Below are 17,109 nucleotides of genomic sequence, written 5' to 3'. Positions count from 1 at the left end.
CTCACGACGTACGGAGCCCGCCATGGCAGACCTCCAGGACGAACTGCACACCACCACAGAGGTTGCCGAGTTCGACGACCTGCCGGAGCCGCTTGCCGAGCCCCTCGCGGAGCCCGTCCCGGCGGAGCCGTTCGTCCCCGTCGCCGCCCCCGGCGCCACTCCGCTGGAGCAGGCCCGCGCGATCCTCGAGGCGTACCCCGTGGCCGACGGCTACAGCGGGCTGCCCTGGGCGCTCCGCCACCTGCCCTGGTACGACCTGGAGCTCGGCGAGAGCGCCGTCGACACGGACGTACCGCGGCTGCGCGAGGGTCACGTCGGCGCGCTGCTGTGGTCGCTGCACCTTCCCGAGGGTCTCGACGGTGACAGGGCCGTCGGCGCCACCCTGGAGCAGCTGGACCTGATCAACACGGTCGTGCGCAACCACCCCGAGGGCCTGCGCCTCGCCCACGCCGCCGGCCAGATGACCGACGTACGCAACTGCGGCCGCGTCTCCGTCCTGCTCGGCCCCGCCGGAGCCGCCGCGCTCGGCGACTCCCTCGGCATCCTGCGCGCCCTGCGCGCCCTCGGCCTGCGTGTTCTCACCCTGACCGGGGTGTCCTGGGCGAGCGAGGCCGGACTCACCCGGTTCGGCGAGGAGGTGCTGCGCGAGATGAACCGGCTCGGCGTCCTCGCCGACCTGTCCGGTGCCTCCGCGGACACCATTCGCCGCGTGCTGGCGGTGTCCAAGGCGTCGGTGGTGTGGACCCGGTCCGCCGCCCGGGCCCTGCGCCCGCACCCGATGAACCTCCCCGACGACCTGCTCGCCGAGCTGGGCGAGGCCAAGGGCCTGTGCATGGTGCCGCTGACCGCCGAACAGACCGGCCCGACCGTCCGGGACGTCGCCGACCACCTCGACCACGTCCGCAAGGTCGCGGGAGCGGAGTGCGTGGGCCTGTCCGGCACGTTCGACGTCGGCACCGCCCACCCCCAGGAGCTCGGCGACGCCTCCTGCTACCCGCGCCTGATCGCCGAACTGCTGCGCCGCGGCTGGCCCGAGGCCGACATCGCCCTGCTGACCTGGGGCAACTTCCAACGCGTCCTGCGCGGCGCGGACTTCACCGCCCGCGCCGCCCAGGCACGCCGGGAACCGTCCACGGCGAAGATCGCCGACCTGGACGGATAGGCGGAGGGCAGGACAGGCGGATAGCCGGACAGCGGGGCCCGGGACCTACAGCGGGTCGATCCGGCAGAGGCAGAAGGGATGACCCGCCGGATCTGCGTACACCCGGAAGTCCTTCTTCTCGAAGTCCTCCCGGTCCAGGATCCGCGCCCCCAGCGCCAGCACCTTCTCCTCGGCCGCGTCGATCTCCTCCCAGGTGGTGCCGCCGTCGAAGTCGATGTGGAACTGCTGCGAGTTGTGGTCCGCGCTCGGCCACTCGGGCGGGACGAACCCGGGAGCCCGCTGGAAGGCCAGCCGGGGGCCGTCCGGAATCCGCAGGACGACCCAGTCGTCGTCCTCGGCCTCCGGCGTACCGCCACCCACCTGGGCGTAGAACGCGGCCAGCGCGTGCGGGTCGGGGCAGTCGACGACCACGGAACGGAAACGTGCCACGGGTGCCATGGGATCCTCCCGGCTCGACAGGCGATCAGGGGCGGTCAGGGCGGTCGAGGGGTTCATCAGCCGGCGCAGAGACAGAACGGGTGCCCCGCCGGGTCCGCGTAAACCCGGAAGCTCCGCGAGCGGTCCTCCACGTCCAGCGGCTTCGCGCCCAGCGCCAGGACCTCCTTCTCGGCGGCGTCCAGGTCCGTCACGTCCAGGTCGAGGTGGACCTGCTGCGAGTGGTCGGGTTCGGGCCACCGCGGGGGTACGTACCCGGGGGCGGCCTGGAAGGACAGCGTCCGCCCGTCGGGCAGCTTCAGGTCCACCCACTCTTCCTGGTCCTCCACGGTGCCGCCGAGCACGTCGGCGTAGAAGCGGGCGAGGGCGCGGGGATCGGGACAGTCCAGAACGACGACACTCAGCTTGGCGACAGCCATGACTTCCTCCTTGAAGCCGGAGTTGCTCCCTAGGTCCCCTAGGGGTTACCTCTAGAGCAGAGTAACCAGTAACGGTTACTGCATGCATCTCCATTGGCGGTAACGTCGCATGCATGAGTGAGAGATCGCCCGCGCCGGGAGGCCTGGCACTGGTCCAGTCCCTGGTGAACACGCTGGACATCGAGTCGGACGTCGACTCGCTGGACGGGGCGACGTTCGGGCTGACGGAGGAGGAGCTCCCCGCCGCCCGCGAACTGCGCGAGTCCCTGCGCGCGGCCCTGCTCGCCCACGCGGGCCACCCGCCGCACCGCACGGTGACCCCGCTGGGCGAGCTGCTCGCGCGGGCCCCCGTGGTGGTCACGGTCGACGCGGGCGACGGCTCCGCCGCCCTCGCCCCGGCCGACGAGGGCCCGCTGCTCTCACGGGTCGCGGCAGCCGTCGCCCAGGCCCTCGTCGAGGGCACCTGGACACGGCTGAAGGCCTGCGAGGCCGTCGACTGCCACTGGGCCTACTACGACCGCAGCCCGGCCGGCCGGGGCCGCTGGTGCTCGATGCAGGTGTGCGGGGCCCGCGCGAAGATGCGCCGCTACCGGGCGAAGGACTGACCTACGCCTCCGCCTCCTCCCCACCCCGGGGCGCCGCCGCCCGGGATCCGACCACCAGCAGACACAGCACGGCGACACCGGCGACGATGCCGGCCAGCACGAGCAGCGGGTCGAGCGGGCGGACCGAGGAGACGGCGGTCTGGGACTGGGCCTGCTGTCCCGGCAGCGGTGACTGGGGCGCCTGCGGTACGGCCGCCCCCGGGGCGGTGGACGCCGGAGACGACGCCGGCATGCTCATCGTCGGCGCCTTGCTGCCCGCCGCCGTACGGCTGGGTGAGGACGCCTCATGCTCCGCATGACCCGCCGAGGAACCCGAGGAACCCGAGGAACCCGACGTGCCGGAACCGCCCGAGGAGCCGGAGGAGCCGGAGGATCCCGCGTGGTCGTGCGTGGGGGCGGCCGTCGTCGCCGGTGGCGCCGCCTTGACCGTGATCTGGGCCGTCATGTCCGGATGGACCGTGCAGTAGTAGCCGTAGGACCCGGCCGTGCCGAACGTGAAGCTCCAGCTCTCCCCCTTGTTCAGCATGGGGGAGTGGATCGGGACCGGGCCCGAGGTGGTCTTCACGTCGTGCGGTGCCGTGTCCTGGTTGGTCCAGGTCACCGTGGACCCGACGGGGACGCTCAGGCTCGCGGGCGAGAAGGCGTACCCCTTCATGGCCACGCTGTACGAGGCCGCCGACGCCTGCCCGGACGGGAGCAGCGGGAGGGCGAGGAGGGCGAGGACGGCGGACGCGGCGGCACCGCGGGCCGTACGCCGGGTCGTGAGCCGGGCCGCCCTCACGCGAACTCCGCCGCGACGAGCAGCCGCAGCCGGGTGGCCGGCAGCCGCCAGGGCAGCCGGAACCCGGTGGCCCGGCGCAGCAGCCGGTACGGCAGCCGGGCGGTGCCCACGACGAGCAGCCGGTCGTCGGCCCGTTCGACCACGCGCAGCCGCAGCAGGACGGGGAAGGCGACGCCGTCGACGTCGAGGTCGCCGCTGAGCTGGAGACGGCCGTCGGACTCGTCGACTCGCTCCGAGGCGAACGCTGCCTGGAGGTGCGGGCCGTCGAACCCGAAACGGAAGAGGGGGGAGTCGGCCTCGGCGAGGACGGTCTGCGGGTCGATGTCGGAACGGGGGTCGGACACGGTCAGGGACGCCCCGGTGAGCGTGACGCGACGGCGCCGGACCGGCAACGGGCCGTACCAGGCGGTGAGTTCGACGAGCGAGCGGCCGGAGGCGACCGTGTACCGGCCGGGCAGAGGCAGCAGCCGGCCGGTGCCGGCACGCGACTGGGGCGGGGGAGGGGCGGTGGGCAGGGTGACGGTCGTCATCCCGGACTCCTTGGAAAGCGGTTCCCGAAGCGTGGTGAAGGCGTGGAGAATGGGAGGGCGCCGCTCCGGCCGGCTGAGCCCCGGCCGGAGCGGCGTCCTCGTGCCACGGATCGTCAGCAGCTGGTGGTGAGGAAGTCCGTGGTGGGCGTGAGCATCTGCCCGGCCCAGACGGTGTGCATCTTCACGTAGCTGTCGACGTCGAGCAGATCGGTGACCTGCTGACCGAGCGACTCCTCCAGGTGCGCCTTGTTGATGTGGTTCAGCAGCACGCTGAGCGTGTCGTCGAGCACCGAGCCGCCGCCTTCGAGGGCCGGCTTGAGGATGCTCTCCACCCACACCGTGTGCATCTTGAGGTACGAGTCGAGCGCGAGGGCGTCCTGCACCTGCTCTCCCGGCGACCGCTCCAGGTGCGCCACGTAGAGGTGCTGGAGGATCGGCAGCAGCACGTTCTGGACGCTGGCGCACTGCTCGTCGTCACCGGAACCGCCGCCCGAGCCGCCCCCGGTGCCGCCCGTGGGAGTGGGAGTGGGTGTGGTGCCCGGCGGCGTGGTGGGAGCCGGCGTGGGGCCGGTCGTGGGCGGAGCCGTCGGGGTCGGCGTGGGCGTGGGGGCCGGCGTCGACCCGCCTCCGCCGCCCGCGACGACCTTCACGGACGCCACCATGTCCGGGTGCACCGCGCAGTAGTACTCGTACGTCCCCGCCTTGGTGAAGGTGTAGGACCACGAGTCGCCCTGCTCCAGCGTCCCCGAGTCGAACTTCACCGGGGCCTTGGTGGTGGTGACCGTGTGCGGCACGCTGTCGTGGTTGGTCCACTGGACCGTCTGGCCGACCTCGACGACGAGTTGCTTCCCGTCGCCGAACTTGTTGCCCATGATGTCGACCTGGTAGTCGGCCTTGGCGGCCGCCGCGGGCTGCGCCTCGGCGGCGGCGGGCGCCTGAGCCGCGCCCGCAACCTCCGAGGCGTTCGTCGAGCCGGAGGCCGCGTTCAGCAGCCCGAGACTGAGCACGGCGGCCAGCGCCGCGCCGAGTCCGGCGACCAGCAGGCCCCGGTTCCCGGTCGGCGGCCTGCGCCGCCGGTCACCGGTGTTGTTGCTCTCTTTCACTACAACTCCTTTGTGCATTGGGGGAGTTCAGCGGCCAGGGTCGGCCGTGACCAGCAGACTCGTCACGACGAGCACGACGAGGACGAGCCCCGTCTCGACCGCGACCGAGTAACCGAAGGGCCGCACGGTCGCGGCGTCACCGCGCAACAGCACGGCGAGATCGAGGCGCGTACGCACCCACTGACGGCTGGCGTACGCGGCGAGGAGGACGGCCCCGAGGACGGCCGTCTTGACGAGCAGGAGATGTCCGTACGAGCTGTGCAGCAGGGCGTCGTACGACCCCACCACCTGCCAGGTGAGCACCAGCCCCGCGGCGACGATGCCCGTGACGCTCACGGCCGCGAGCCGCGAGTAGCCCGGCACCACCGCGGCCAGCTCCCCGGCCCGCCGGCGCGGCAGCACGGCCAGGGTGAGCATGGTGAGCCCGCCGATCCACAGCGAGGCGCCGAGCAGATGGACGAAGTCGGCGACGGCGCCCCACGTGGGCTCGCCACCGTCGGAGTTGTGGCCCGTCATGCCGGTCGTCCGCAGCAGTCCGAACGTCACCGCGAGGGCGCCCACCCGCCAGCCGGGGGAGCGGGAGGTGCCCGGACCGCCCTGCATCAGCGCGCCCAGCACCACGGCCGCCAGCACCCACAGCAGGCCGCGCGCGGCGAGCACCACGCCGGGTTCGGTGGCCAGCACGTCGGCGTACGTCGCCGGGCGCAGTGCGTCCCGCAGGCCGCCGAGCGCGGTGTACGCGCCCTGCAGACCGACGGTGGCGACCGTCGTCAGCATGCCGCCCGTCCAGGCGAGCGTGAGCAGCGCCCGGGCCCGCGGCTCGTGCGCGCCGCGCGGCCACAGCAGGGTGACGAAGGCCAGCCCGCCGACGAACAGCGCCAGCGACAGGTAGCCGGCCCAGCGGGCGGCGACGAGGCCCTTGCGCACCGAGGGGGACGGTGCGGGGACGGGGGACGCGGCCTCGGCGGCCACCGCCGGTGCGCCGACGCCGAAGGCGATCCGGCCGGAGGACGCGTGCCCGTCCTCCTCGTCGACCACCGACCAGACGACCGCGAGCCGGCCCCCCGCGGGGGAGGCGAGGGCGACCCGCACGCTGTCGGCGCCCGCGCCCCGGGTGCGGGACACCGGGAGCCGGTCGCCGTCCATCGTCAGCACGCGCACGTCGGCGAGGTCGACGGGCTCGTCGAAGGTGAGCGTGAGGTGGTCGGGGGTCTTGGTGAGGTCCGCGCCGTCCTTGGGGGAGGAGGCGACCAGGTCGGTGTGGGCGGAGGCCGCCTGGGACGCGCCGGCCAGGACGTACAGGAGCGGGGTGAGGACGAGCAGGAGCAGGGCGCGGCGGAGGTTCCTGGTCACGGGGTCGCCTCCGGCAGCGGGGAGGCGCTGCCGCCGAGGAGCCCGGTCACGGAGACGGGGGCGAGCCCGACACAGGGGGAGGGCTTCGGCTCGGGCGTCTCCTCGGTGCCGGTGCCGGTGTCGCTGCCGTTCAGGATCCCGAACAGCGGCTCGGAGAGTCCGTCGAGGAGCGGTCGTACGAGGGTGACCTCGCCGTCCTGACAGGTGCCGGCGTCGGGGTCGGTCGGCGACGGGGTGGGGGTGGGCGTCGGGGAAGTGCTCCCGGGGGGCGGCGAGGTCTCGTGACCGGAGTGGCCGGAACCGCCCGTGCCGCCGGTGTAGCCGCCCTGGCCGCCGGTGCCGTAACCGGTGCCTGGGCCGACCCCGCCGTACGACGGCAGCTCACCGGCGCCGAACCCTCCGCCGACGCCGCCGGCTCCGGCATCCTGCGCGCCGGAGCCGCCGGGAGCGACAGGGCTCGCCGGGGCCGTGGCCGCGGGGGGCGAGGTGGGGGGAACGGCGGCCTCGGCGGTGCCGGAGGGGGCGCCGATGCCCGAGGCGTATCCCAGCACGATCACCACGGCACCGACGAGCGCGCCCGCCACCACTTCGTCGCGATGGTCACGTGGCCACTCCGCCCTGCGGAACAAGGGCATAAATCACTCCTGGCATGGTCTGGTCAAGCCAATGGAAGGTGTGGCGAATGACGACCAGTGGAGTGGAGCGTGGATTCCGCTTGGCTACGCGTTTGTTAAGTGGCCGTTGCTTACCTCTCTTTCACAGGGGCACCCTCTGTGAGAACGGTCAATTGCGCATGGTGATCGAAAGGGAATCGAACTCGTGTTGAGGATTTCGGGGATGACGGGCATATGCCGTCCTCGGAAACCGTGGATGCCGTGCGGGACATGGTTCGGACGAGGCTCGGCAGGGAGTCCGCAGGCGGGGATTCCCGCAGCGGCCCTCCAGGAAATCACCGTAATCAGAGCCGGGCCTTCACCGAACCCGCGGGAATTCCCGGAATTCCATCGAACCCGTCAGGAATTCATGGAACCAGCCTTCCGGTCCCGAATTCCTTTCAGGCGGTCGGACGGCCCATCGCCCGGTACCGCCACCCGGCCCGCCGCCACACCTCGGGGTCGAGGGCGTTGCGCCCGTCCAGGATCACCCGGTCCGTGGCGACCTCGCCCAGCGCCGCCGGGTCCAGCTCGCGGAACTCGCGCCACTCGGTGAGGTGGAGGACGACGTCGGCGCCCCGCACGGCGTCGACGGCCGAGTCGGCGTACCCGAGCGTCGGGAACAGGCGGCGGGCGTTGCCCATGCCCTTCGGGTCGTAGACCGTGACCTGGCCGCCCTGGAGGTGGATCTGCCCGGCGACGTTCAGCGCGGGCGAGTCGCGGACGTCGTCCGAGTCGGGCTTGAAGGTGGCGCCGAGCACGGCGACCCGCTTGCCCAGGAAGGAGCCGCCGCCCAGCACCTGCCGGGTCAGCTCCACCATCTGCCCGCGCTGGCGCATGTTGATCGAGTCGATCTCGCGCAGGAAGGTCAGCGCCTGGTCGGCGCCCAGCTCGCCCGCCCGGGCCATGAAGGCGCGGATGTCCTTCGGCAGACACCCGCCGCCGAACCCGATCCCCGCCCGCAGGAACTTCTTCCCGATCCGGTCGTCGTACCCGATGGCCTCGGCCAGCTTGGCGACATCGCCGTCGGCGGCCTCGCACACCTCCGCCATCGCGTTGATGAAGGAGATCTTGGTGGCCAGGAAGGAGTTCGCGGAGGTCTTCACCAGCTCGGCGGTCGGGAAGTCGGTGACCACGAAGGGCGTGCCGTTCGAGATCGGCGTCGCGTACACCTCACGCATCAGCTTCTCCGCCCGCTCGCTGCGCACCCCCGCCACGATCCGGTCCGGGCGCAGGGTGTCCTGCACGGCGAAGCCCTCGCGCAGGAACTCCGGGTTCCAGGCCAGCTCGGCGTCCTCGCCGGCCGGGGAGTTCTCGGCCAGGTAGCGGGCCAGCCGGTCGGCGGAGCCGACGGGGACGGTCGACTTGCCGACGACGAGCGCGGGGCCGGTCAGGTGCGGCGCGAGGGAGGCGATCGCGGATTCCACGTACGACATGTCGGCGGCGTACTCCCCGTGCCGCTGCGGAGTGTTCACGCAGACGAAGTGGATGTCGCCGAACGCCGCCACCTCGGCGAAGTCCATGGTGAACCGCAGCCGCCCGCTCGCCCCCTCGATCCCGGCCACGTGCTTGCGCAGCAGGTCCTCCAGCCCCGGCTCGTACATCGGGACCTCACCCCGCTGGAGCTTCTCGATCTTCTCCGGTACGACGTCCAGCCCCAGCACCTCGAACCCCAGCTCGGCCATGGCGGCGGCGTGCGTGGCGCCGAGATAGCCGGTGCCGATCACGGTGATCTTGAGGCTCATGTGGTGCTCCAGGGGGACGGCCGGGGGGTGCGTCGGGTGCGCGGGAAGAGCATAGTCGGGGTATGAGACGGCCCCTCGGCGGGCAACTTTCCCGTTGTCGCCAAGCTCACGTATCACTCCGGTGGGAGGCCCCTTAAAATTTGAGTTACTTAACGGTAATTAGCGCCAGCACCGCAGCGTTTTTTGGAGCGTGAGCACCTTGGCCGGATCGGCTGACTTCGACCTGTACCGCCCGTCCGAGGAGCACGACATGCTCCGCGACGCGATCCGTTCGCTGGCCGAGGCGAAGATCGCGCCGTACGCAGCGGTGGTGGACGAGGAGTCCCGCTTCCCGCAGGAGGCACTGGAAGCCCTGGTGGCCGGCGACCTGCACGCGATCCACGTACCCGAGGAGTACGGCGGCGCGGGCGCGGACGCGCTGGCCACGGTGATCGTGATCGAGGAGGTGGCGCGGGTGTGCGCCTCCTCCTCCCTGATCCCGGCCGTGAACAAGCTCGGCTCGCTCCCCGTGATCCTCTCCGGCTCCGAGGATCTGAAGAAGAAGTACATGACCCCGCTCGCCAAGGGCGACGGGATGTTCTCGTACGCCCTCTCCGAACCCGACGCGGGCTCGGATGCGGCCGGCATGAAGACGAAGGCGGTCCGCGACGGCGACTTCTACGTGCTGAACGGCGTGAAGCGCTGGATCACCAACGCGGGGGTGAGCGAGTACTACACGGTCATGGCGGTGACCGACCCCACCAAGCGCTCGAAGGGCATCAGCGCCTTCGTGGTCGAGAAGTCGGACGAGGGCGTGTCCTTCGGCGCCCCGGAGAAGAAGCTCGGCATCAAGGGCAGCCCGACGCGCGAGGTGTACCTCGACAACGTGCGCATCCCCGCAGACCGCATGATCGGCGAGGAGGGCACCGGCTTCGCCACGGCGATGAAGACCCTCGACCACACCCGCATCACCATCGCCGCCCAGGCCCTCGGCATCGCCCAGGGTGCCCTCGACTACGCCAAGGGCTACGTCCAGGAGCGCAAGCAGTTCGGCAAGCCCATCGGCGACTTCCAGGGCATCCAGTTCATGCTCGCCGACATGGCCATGAAGATCGAGGCCGCCCGCCAGCTCACCTACGCCGCGGCGGCGAAGTCCGAGCGCGGCGATGCGGACCTCACCTTCCAGGGCGCCGCCGCCAAGTGCTTCGCGTCGGACGTGGCGATGGAGGTCACGACGGACGCGGTCCAGCTGCTGGGCGGATACGGCTACACCCGTGACTACCCGGTCGAGCGCATGATGCGCGACGCGAAGATCACCCAGATTTATGAGGGCACGAACCAGGTCCAGCGCATCGTGATGGCCCGCAACCTGCCGTAACACCCGCTCGGCCGCCGCACCCCGTCGCCCTCCGCCTCGTCCAGAGGCGGAGGGCGACGCGCGTGTGCGGGAGCGGGCCGCGGAATTTCCGCGTCCGCCCGATGGCGCTGCCCGGTGGACAGGCGTAGGACGGTAGGCACGGGGCCCGCCCCGGGCTCCCGCACCCCAGGAGGAGCCATGACCCAGCCCGGAACGACGAACGCGATGAGCAGGGAGATGCAGGACTGCGTCGAGGCGTGCATGTCCTGCCACACCGTCTGCGAGGAGACCATGAGCTCCTGCATGCAGATGGGCGGCCAGGCTCAGATGCAGGTCATGCGCACGCTCATGGACTGCGCCGAGACGACCCGCATGTGCGCGGACATGATGATGCGCCGCTCGCCCATGTCGGCCGAGATGTGTGCCATGTGTGCCACGGCGTGCGCGATGTGCGCCGAGGCGTGTATGTCCATGCCGGACGATCCCCAGATGATGCGCTGCGCGGAGGCGTGTCGCCGCTGCGAGACGAGCTGCCGCGCCATGGCGGGCGCCACGATGTGACACCCGCCCGAACGCGTTCAAGGGCACCCGCGGGTGCCCTTGAACAGGTGCGGCCCGGCGCTGTCAGTTGCCGGAGACCGTGACCTTCTCGTCGTTGTTCAGCTCGTCGACCAGGGTCTTCACCTTCGCCTTGTCCCAGACGAGGTTGCCGTTCGTGGAACCGGAGATCGGCATGTTCATCGAGGTGCCGTCGCCGCCGTTGACGCCCTTCATCGCCCAGAACATCGAGGCCAGGTCGTACAGGCCCATGTCCTTGTCGACGATCAGCGAGTCCAGGCCCGAGCCCATGGTCGGGTAGAGCTTGAAGGGGTTGAGGATCGTGCTCGGGGTGGCGACCTGGTTGGCGAGCGCGTTGAGGAACTTCTGCTGGTTCTTCGTGCGGTCCAGGTCGGAGCCGGCCAGCGCGTACCGGGTGCGGACGAAGGCGAGCGCCTGCTCGCCGTTCAGGGTCTGCTTGCCCGCCTCGAAGTCGGCGCCGGACTTGGTGTCCTTCATGCCGCCCTTCGGGATGTCGATCTCGACGCCGCCGACCGCGTCCACGATGTTCGCGAAGCCGGCGAAGCCGATCTCCACGTAGTGGTCGATGTGCAGACCGGTGTTGAATTCGACGGTGCGGACGAGGAGCTCGGGGCCGTCCTCCGCGTAGGCCGCGTTCAGCTTCACGTGGCGGCCGGTGCCCTGGTACGTCTTGCCGGAGTCGGAGCCCTTGTACGTCGGGATCTCCACGTCCGAGTCCCGCGGCAGGGAGATCAGCGTGTCGCCGTTGCCGCCGACGTGCAGCAGCATCATCGAGTCGGTGCGCTTGCCCTCGGCGGAGCCGGTGTGCAGCTTCTTCTTCTCCTCGGCGGACATGCCCGCGCGGCTGTCGGAGCCGACGATCAGGTAGTTCGTGCCGTCGCCCGCCTCCGGCCGGTCGATGACCTTGGACAGGTCGACCTCGCGGTTGAGCTTGGAGTCGGCCCAGAAGTACGTGCCGACGGTCGTCACGACCAGCACGGTCAGCACGACGACCGTGGTCAGCTTGATCCGACGGCGCCAGTTCGGCGCGGGGCGCGGGCCACGGCCGCCGCCTGCGGGACCGCCGGGACCACCGCCGCCGTAGACCTGGCCGGTGTTGTAGCCGCTGCCGTACCCGTCGTCGTAGACGGTGTCGTCACCGCCGTTGACGTACGACGGCTGCTGCGGGACCCCGCCGTACGGCGGGGCGGGGGCGCCGGGGCCCCCGTACCCGCCCTGCCCGGGCGGAGCCGCCTGGCCGCGGCGGACCTGCCGCATGACGCGGGCGCTCTCGGGCTGCGCGCTCGAGCTGCCGCGTCCGTACCGGCTGCCGCGGTTGTCGTCGGACCATGCCTCGGGCCAATCGTTCATGGGCCCCAGTGTGCAGGGCACTGGTATGTCCCTTACAAGGTTCGTCGGAAAATAAGGGCACTGCTGTTGCGAAGCTGACACAAAATCCCGGGTTGTCACCGCGGCATAAGGTGGAGGCCATGACAGAACAGGCCTCCGCCGCGGAATCGGAGACTCCGGATATCCCGGGCAAGCCGACCTCGGCGTCCCGGACCACGCTCAGCCACATCATGACCAACGCCGACACGAACCTCCTGGGCACCGTGCACGGCGGAGTGATCATGAAGCTGGTCGACGACGCGGCCGGTGCCGTGACCGGCCGGCACAGCGGCGGGCCCGCCGTCACGGCGTCCATGGACGAGATGGCGTTCCTGGAGCCGGTCCGGGTCGGCGACCTCGTTCATGTGAAGGCCCAGGTCAACTGGACCGGCCGGACCTCCATGGAGGTCGGGGTGCGGGTGCTGGCCGAGCGGTGGAACGAGTCGAACCCGGCCACCCAGGTCGGCTCCGCCTACCTCGTCTTCGCCGCCGTCGACGCCGACGGCAGGCCGCGCCGGGTGCCACCGGTGTTCCCGGAGACCGAGCGCGACAAGCGGCGCTGCCAGGAGGCCCAGATCCGCCGCACCCACCGGCTCGCCCGCCGCCGCGCGATCATGGAGCTCCGGGAGCGCCGGGCGGCGGAGGGCTTCGAGGACTGAACGCTGCCCCACCCCCGCCGGGGCCGTCCACGACCGCCGGGCGAGGCGTAGGACAGCGTGCCGCCGAGGCCGATGACCGACGCCCCTACGGGCACAGCGCCTCGTCGCCCCGCATCACCCCGAGCGTCCCCTGCGCCGGATCCACCGCCCGCACCCTGCGCACCTCCCGGAAGTCCGTCCCGGCGATCACCTTCAGAGTCGCCCCGAGCCCCTTCACGGCCCGCAGCTCGCTGCCCGGCAGCGCGGCCGCGAGGGACTTCGCGGAGCGGTCCCAGCGGGGGTCGTAGGCGACGACCGTGCGCTTCACCGTGCGGTCGGCCGCGTTGACCGGCAGTCGCGTCGTGCGGAACCCGGTCGCCGCCAGCGCGGCGTCCACGCGCTTGCCGAGACCGGCCGTGGCGGTGCCGTTCTCCACCTGGACGCGGATCTGCTGGGGGGCGACGTCCACGCGAAGGGCCTCGCTCCGCTGCTTGCGCACGGTCAGCGGCCTGTCCTCGCGCAGGGACCGGAAGAGTCGGCGGGCCTTGCGGGCGTCCCATTTGAGCGTGGATCCGACGCCCTTGACGGCGTATCCCATCTGCCCGATCGGCACGGTGGTGAACTCGGAGGAGGACGGGGAGAAGCTGCGCATCGCCCGGCCGAGGTCGAGCAGCTCGTGCGTGCCGAAGCCCTTGTCGGCCCGTACGGAGCCCAGCACGGCCCGGGTGATGTCCCGGAACTTCATCGGGTTCAGCAGGATCCCGGAGGACGTGGCGCGGTCGATCACGGCGGCCATGAAGCGCTGCTGGCGCTGCATCCGGCCGAGGTCGGAGGCGCCGTCGACGTGGCGGGAGCGGACGTACTGCAGGGCCTGGCCGCCCCGGATGGTGTGGCTGCCGGGCGGGAGGTCGAGACCCGTGTAGGTGTCCTTCAGCGGCTCGGTGGTGCAGATCTCGACCCCGCCGAGCACGTCCACCGTCTTCATGAAGCTGGTGAAGTCGACCTCCAGGTAGTGGTCGATCTTCACGCGGGTCATGCTCTCGACGGTCCGCACGGTCAGCTGCGGGCCGCCCTCCGCGTACGCCGCGTTGATCTTGATCGGGTGTCCGCGGTGCCGTCTGCCCGTCGTCCGGTCGGTGTGTGCGGGCGTCACGGCGTACGAGTCGCGCGGCAGGCTCACCACGCTCGCCCGCTCCCGGTCCTCCGAGATGTGCACGATCATCATCGTGTCCGTGCAGCGGCAGGGGGCGCCGCCGAGCCGGTACTTCCGCCGCTCGGCCTTGGTGATCTTGTCGCGGCCGTCCGTGCCGACGAGCAGGACGTTCATGCCGTGGCCCGCTCTCGGACGGTTCTTCATGTCCTTGAAGGCGTCGACCCGCGCGATGTCCGCGTCGAGGCCGGTGACCGCCGCGTGGCCGATCCCGGCCGCGGCGAGTACCACCACGGAGAGGGTCGTCACCGCCCGCGTGGCCCAGCGCGGCTTTTTCCGTCGTACGGGGGGCCGCGGTGGCTGCGGGCGGCGCCGGGGTCGGTCGGCGGGGGAGCGGGGCGGCGTGGGCATGGGGGACACCTCCGCTGGGGCCGGTCCGGCGGATCGGGCCGGACTCGGGGCCGTACGTGGGATCGTGAGCACCGTAGGCCGATACGATCTGCGGCCCGGTGCACCGCCCCGGGCGGGGCGCACCGGTGTCCCCCATTCGCGGTAACGTTTGAGCCCTATGAACGCCAAGCCCGACGTGCAGCTCCTCGCCGTGTCCGTGATCATGCCCGTCCTCAACGAGGAGCGGCATCTGCGCGGAGCCGTCCAAGCGATCCTCGCGCAGGAGTACGCCGGCGAGATGGAGGTCGTGATCGCCCTCGGTCCGTCCACGGACCGTACGGACGAGATCGCGGCCGAGCTCGTCCGTGAAGACCCCCGCGTGCACACCGTGCCGAACCCGACCGGTCGTACGCCGGCCGCGCTGAACGCCGCGATCAAGGCTTCGCGGCATCCGGTCGTCGTGCGCGTCGACGGCCACGGGATGCTCTCGCCGAACTACATCACCACCGCCGTACGGCTCCTGGAGGAGACCGGCGCACAGAACGTCGGCGGCATCATGCACGCCGAGGGCGAGAACGACTGGGAGCACGCGGTCGCCGCCGCCATGACCTCGAAGATCGGCGTGGGCAACGCCTCCTTCCACACCGGCGGGCAGGCCGGCGAGGCCGAGACGGTGTACCTCGGGGTGTTCCGGCGCGAGGCGCTGGAGCAGCAGGGCGGGTACAACGTGGAGTTCATCCGCGCCCAGGACTGGGAGCTGAACTTCCGGATCCGGGAGGCGGGCGGACTCATCTGGTTCTCGCCCGAGCTGAAGGTGTCGTACCGGCCCCGGCCGAGCGTGCGGGCCCTGGCGAAGCAGTACAAGGACTACGGCCGCTGGCGGCACGTCGTCGCCCGCTACCACGAGGGCTCCATCAACCTGCGCTACCTCGCCCCGCCGACCGCGGTGTGCGCGATCGGCGCGGGCATCGTCCTCGGCGCCCTGGTCAGCCCGTGGGCCCTCGTCGTCCCCGGCGGCTACCTCGCGGCGATCGTCCTCGGGTCCGTCCCCGCGGGCAAGGGGCTGCCGCTGAAGGCACGGCTGCAGATCCCCGTGGCCCTCGCCACCATGCACATGTCGTGGGGCTGGGGCTTTCTGACCAGCCCGCGCTCGCTGGCCCGCAAGGTGATCGCGAGCCGGCGCCCCGCGGTCCACGCGGACGCCGGCGAGCTGACCCCCTGACACGAGCTCGGGACCGGGCCGGAATGCGGCTCAGGACCAGGTGAACCCCGGGTTCACGTGCATGCAGGCGTCCTCGTCGGCGCCGTTGAGCGCCTCGGCGGACTCCGGGGTCGTGTCGTCCTCCTCGGGCGCCTTGTACGTCGTGCCCTCACGCCAGTCCGCGCCCACGACGAGCGTGACCCCGGAGACGTCCGTCGACCGCTCCACCGAACTCGCCGGGATCCCGAGGGACTTGGCGACCCGCTCGGCGTCGCCCCGCAGTTCGGCGCTCGGGTAGCGGACGACCGTACGGTCCTCGCTCAGCGCCGACGTGGTGTCCGCGGCCGCCTTGGTGAAGCCCTTCTCGGCGAGCAGATCGGTCACCGTGCTCGCGCGTCCGGACGCCGCGCGGAGCGTGTCGGTGCGGGTGCCGTTGACGACCAGGATCCCGATCTCGTCGTCGGCGGCGGCCGGTTCGCCGGAGGCGGTCACCGAGGGGGCCGGACTCGCCTTCTCCTTGTCCTTGCCGTCCAGCGCGATGTCCTCCCGGACGAGGCGGAACAGCTGCTCGGCGTCCTCCGTCGGCTCCACGCGGGCGCCGACGTACCGGTTGGGCATCGTGGTCATGGTGATGCGCTCCGGCTCCACCCTGCGCAGCTCGTCGCTGAGGTCGTAGAGCTTCTTGACGGTGTCGAGGCCCTCGTCGACCGTGAGGGCCCCGGTGGCCTCCTCGGCGAGCTTGCGGAGCTTGTTCGGGCTGCTCAGGGTGGCGTTCTCGCGCAGGGTGCGGACCATCGAGTTCATGTACATGTGCTGGGCCTTGGCGCGGGCGAGGTCGCTGCCGTCCTCGAAGCCGTAACGCGTCCGCAGCCACTGCAGGGCCTGCTCGCCCTTCACCGCGGTGGTGCCCTTCTCCAGCTTCAGACCGGAGCCGTGGCCCTGGCTGTCGCGCGAGAGGATGTTGGCGTCCACACAGACCGGGACCCCGCCGACGGCGTCCGCCATGGACACCACGCCCGCGAAGTCGACCATCACGAAGTGGTCTATGTGGATGCCGGTGAGCTCCTGCCAGGTGGCCACCGTGCAGCCGGGACCGCCGTGGCCGAGGCTCCGGTTGGTCATGACGCGGCCGTCGCTCGCCGGGTACACCTCGTCGTCGTCCGGGTCGGTGCACTTCGGGATCTTCACGAGGGTGTCGCGGGGCATGCTGACGACCGACATGTTGGAGCGGTCGGCGGACAGGTGCACCAGCATCTGCACGTCCGCCAGCGGCGTCGAGCCGAACGTCTCCCGGGCGCCGCCGAGTTGCTGGTTCTCCGCGGTGTCGCGGGCGTCGGAGCCGATGAGCAGGATGTTCAGCGGGGTCTGGCCGGCGGCGTTCGGCGTCGGCTCGGCGACCTTGTTGTCGCCGAGGTTGAGCTCGTCCTTCTTGATGTTGCCGTTCAGGTGCCGGTAGTAGAGGTAACCGGCGGTGGCCGAGCCCAGCATCAGCACGGCCAGGGTCGTGGCGGACCAGCGCAGCAGCCGGTGCGCCCGTGGTGAGCGGCGTCCGCCGGGCCGGCTGTCGCCGACGCCGACCTTCTCGGCGACTGGTCCGACATCCCGAACACTGTTCCGCGTCACTTCGAGTCCTCCCCGACCATCCCGCCCTCGCGCCATGG

General features: G+C 71.4%; 17 protein-coding genes. 6 read left to right on the top strand and 11 right to left on the bottom strand.

Going from position 1 to position 17,109, the window contains the following annotated elements:
* Positions 1-22 precede the first annotated feature (22 nt).
* On the top strand, positions 23-1,162 hold the full coding sequence (locus ACWBNA_RS11695) for a dipeptidase (protein WP_482704223.1): 1,140 nt from the start codon (positions 23-25) through the stop codon (positions 1,160-1,162).
* 45 nt (positions 1,163-1,207) lie between these two features.
* Here ACWBNA_RS11695 and ACWBNA_RS11690 read toward each other — a convergent pair whose 3' ends face one another.
* Positions 1,208-1,600 carry a VOC family protein gene (locus ACWBNA_RS11690; RefSeq protein ID WP_482704222.1) on the bottom strand — a complete coding sequence of 131 codons (393 nt, stop codon included), beginning with the start codon at positions 1,598-1,600 and terminating at the stop codon, positions 1,208-1,210.
* 56 nt (positions 1,601-1,656) lie between these two features.
* Complete coding sequence (locus ACWBNA_RS11685) at positions 1,657-2,016, bottom strand: VOC family protein (protein ID WP_482704221.1); 360 nt, start codon at positions 2,014-2,016, stop codon at positions 1,657-1,659.
* 113 nt (positions 2,017-2,129) lie between these two features.
* Between ACWBNA_RS11685 and ACWBNA_RS11680 the strand changes: the two genes are divergently transcribed.
* On the top strand, positions 2,130-2,621 hold the full coding sequence (locus tag ACWBNA_RS11680; protein WP_482704220.1) for a CGNR zinc finger domain-containing protein: 492 nt from the start codon (positions 2,130-2,132) through the stop codon (positions 2,619-2,621).
* Between the two features lies 1 nt (position 2,622).
* On the opposite strand, the gene ACWBNA_RS11675 is transcribed toward ACWBNA_RS11680, so the two are convergent.
* From ACWBNA_RS11675 to ACWBNA_RS11650, 6 genes are all read right to left on the bottom strand, one after another.
* The gene (locus ACWBNA_RS11675) at positions 2,623-3,402 is read right to left on the bottom strand and encodes a cupredoxin domain-containing protein (RefSeq protein WP_482704219.1); all 780 of its coding nucleotides are present in this window, start codon (positions 3,400-3,402) and stop codon (positions 2,623-2,625) included.
* Positions 3,399-3,932, bottom strand: coding sequence for a hypothetical protein (locus ACWBNA_RS11670; RefSeq protein WP_482704218.1), 534 nt, complete (start codon positions 3,930-3,932; stop codon positions 3,399-3,401). Before ACWBNA_RS11670 ends, ACWBNA_RS11675 begins: the two co-directional genes overlap by 4 nt.
* 113 nt (positions 3,933-4,045) lie before the next feature.
* A complete protein-coding gene (locus ACWBNA_RS11665) occupies positions 4,046-5,035 on the bottom strand; it encodes a cupredoxin domain-containing protein (RefSeq protein WP_482704217.1) in 990 nt (329 codons plus the stop codon).
* Positions 5,036-5,062: 27 nt separating this feature from the next.
* Positions 5,063-6,388, bottom strand: a complete 1,326-nt coding sequence (locus tag ACWBNA_RS11660; RefSeq protein ID WP_482704216.1) for a copper resistance CopC/CopD family protein — start codon at positions 6,386-6,388, stop codon at positions 5,063-5,065.
* On the bottom strand, positions 6,385-7,023 hold the full coding sequence (locus tag ACWBNA_RS11655) for a hypothetical protein (RefSeq protein WP_482704215.1): 639 nt from the start codon (positions 7,021-7,023) through the stop codon (positions 6,385-6,387). Before ACWBNA_RS11655 ends, ACWBNA_RS11660 begins: the two co-directional genes overlap by 4 nt.
* A gap of 419 nt (positions 7,024-7,442) precedes the next feature.
* Entirely contained in the window at positions 7,443-8,786 is a 1,344-nt protein-coding gene (locus ACWBNA_RS11650) for a UDP-glucose dehydrogenase family protein (RefSeq protein WP_482704214.1), read from the bottom strand.
* A gap of 199 nt (positions 8,787-8,985) precedes the next feature.
* Between ACWBNA_RS11650 and ACWBNA_RS11645 the strand changes: the two genes are divergently transcribed.
* Both ACWBNA_RS11645 and ACWBNA_RS11640 read left to right on the top strand, forming a co-directional pair.
* The gene (locus ACWBNA_RS11645; RefSeq protein ID WP_482704213.1) at positions 8,986-10,143 is read left to right on the top strand and encodes an acyl-CoA dehydrogenase family protein; all 1,158 of its coding nucleotides are present in this window, start codon (positions 8,986-8,988) and stop codon (positions 10,141-10,143) included.
* Between the two features lie 177 nt (positions 10,144-10,320).
* Entirely contained in the window at positions 10,321-10,683 is a 363-nt protein-coding gene (locus ACWBNA_RS11640) for a four-helix bundle copper-binding protein (RefSeq protein WP_482704212.1), read from the top strand.
* Positions 10,684-10,746: 63 nt separating this feature from the next.
* Here the strand turns inward: ACWBNA_RS11640 and ACWBNA_RS11635 are convergent, their stop codons facing one another.
* Positions 10,747-12,051 (bottom strand): LCP family protein, encoded by a 1,305-nt coding sequence (locus tag ACWBNA_RS11635; RefSeq protein ID WP_482704211.1) that lies wholly within the window; start codon positions 12,049-12,051, stop codon positions 10,747-10,749.
* Positions 12,052-12,170: 119 nt separating this feature from the next.
* Between ACWBNA_RS11635 and ACWBNA_RS11630 the strand changes: the two genes are divergently transcribed.
* Entirely contained in the window at positions 12,171-12,728 is a 558-nt protein-coding gene (locus ACWBNA_RS11630) for an acyl-CoA thioesterase (protein ID WP_482704210.1), read from the top strand.
* An 85-nt stretch (positions 12,729-12,813) separates the two neighbouring features.
* Here ACWBNA_RS11630 and ACWBNA_RS11625 read toward each other — a convergent pair whose 3' ends face one another.
* The gene (locus tag ACWBNA_RS11625) at positions 12,814-14,268 is read right to left on the bottom strand and encodes an LCP family protein (RefSeq protein WP_482704209.1); all 1,455 of its coding nucleotides are present in this window, start codon (positions 14,266-14,268) and stop codon (positions 12,814-12,816) included.
* A 157-nt stretch (positions 14,269-14,425) separates the two neighbouring features.
* Here ACWBNA_RS11625 and ACWBNA_RS11620 point away from each other — a divergent pair, with 157 nt between their 5' ends.
* Entirely contained in the window at positions 14,426-15,469 is a 1,044-nt protein-coding gene (locus ACWBNA_RS11620) for a glycosyltransferase family 2 protein (RefSeq protein ID WP_482704208.1), read from the top strand.
* A gap of 30 nt (positions 15,470-15,499) precedes the next feature.
* Here ACWBNA_RS11620 and ACWBNA_RS11615 read toward each other — a convergent pair whose 3' ends face one another.
* Positions 15,500-17,107, bottom strand: coding sequence for an LCP family protein (locus ACWBNA_RS11615; protein WP_482704388.1), 1,608 nt, complete (start codon positions 17,105-17,107; stop codon positions 15,500-15,502).
* Between the last annotated feature and the right edge of the window lie 2 nt (positions 17,108-17,109).

This window comes from Streptomyces sp. Q2 (assembly GCF_056820935.1).
This window is presented reverse-complemented; position numbering and strand designations above follow the sequence as displayed.

Bases quoted from the DNA above. Each gene is read 5' to 3' on its own strand.
- ACWBNA_RS11695 (WP_482704223.1), top strand. From the start codon at position 23: ATGGCAGACCTCCAGGACGAACTGCACACCACCACAGAGGTTGCCGAG.
- ACWBNA_RS11690 (WP_482704222.1), bottom strand. From the start codon at position 1,600: ATGGCACCCGTGGCACGTTTCCGTTCCGTGGTCGTCGACTGCCCCGAC.
- ACWBNA_RS11685 (WP_482704221.1), bottom strand. From the start codon at position 2,016: ATGGCTGTCGCCAAGCTGAGTGTCGTCGTTCTGGACTGTCCCGATCCC.
- ACWBNA_RS11680 (WP_482704220.1), top strand. From the start codon at position 2,130: ATGAGTGAGAGATCGCCCGCGCCGGGAGGCCTGGCACTGGTCCAGTCC.
- ACWBNA_RS11670 (WP_482704218.1), bottom strand. From the start codon at position 3,932: ATGACGACCGTCACCCTGCCCACCGCCCCTCCCCCGCCCCAGTCGCGT.
- ACWBNA_RS11655 (WP_482704215.1), bottom strand. From the start codon at position 7,023: ATGCCCTTGTTCCGCAGGGCGGAGTGGCCACGTGACCATCGCGACGAA.
- ACWBNA_RS11650 (WP_482704214.1), bottom strand. From the start codon at position 8,786: ATGAGCCTCAAGATCACCGTGATCGGCACCGGCTATCTCGGCGCCACG.
- ACWBNA_RS11640 (WP_482704212.1), top strand. From the start codon at position 10,321: ATGACCCAGCCCGGAACGACGAACGCGATGAGCAGGGAGATGCAGGAC.
- ACWBNA_RS11635 (WP_482704211.1), bottom strand. From the start codon at position 12,051: ATGAACGATTGGCCCGAGGCATGGTCCGACGACAACCGCGGCAGCCGG.
- ACWBNA_RS11630 (WP_482704210.1), top strand. From the start codon at position 12,171: ATGACAGAACAGGCCTCCGCCGCGGAATCGGAGACTCCGGATATCCCG.
- ACWBNA_RS11625 (WP_482704209.1), bottom strand. From the start codon at position 14,268: ATGCCCACGCCGCCCCGCTCCCCCGCCGACCGACCCCGGCGCCGCCCG.
- ACWBNA_RS11620 (WP_482704208.1), top strand. From the start codon at position 14,426: ATGAACGCCAAGCCCGACGTGCAGCTCCTCGCCGTGTCCGTGATCATG.
- ACWBNA_RS11615 (WP_482704388.1), bottom strand. From the start codon at position 17,107: ATGGCGCGAGGGCGGGATGGTCGGGGAGGACTCGAAGTGACGCGGAAC.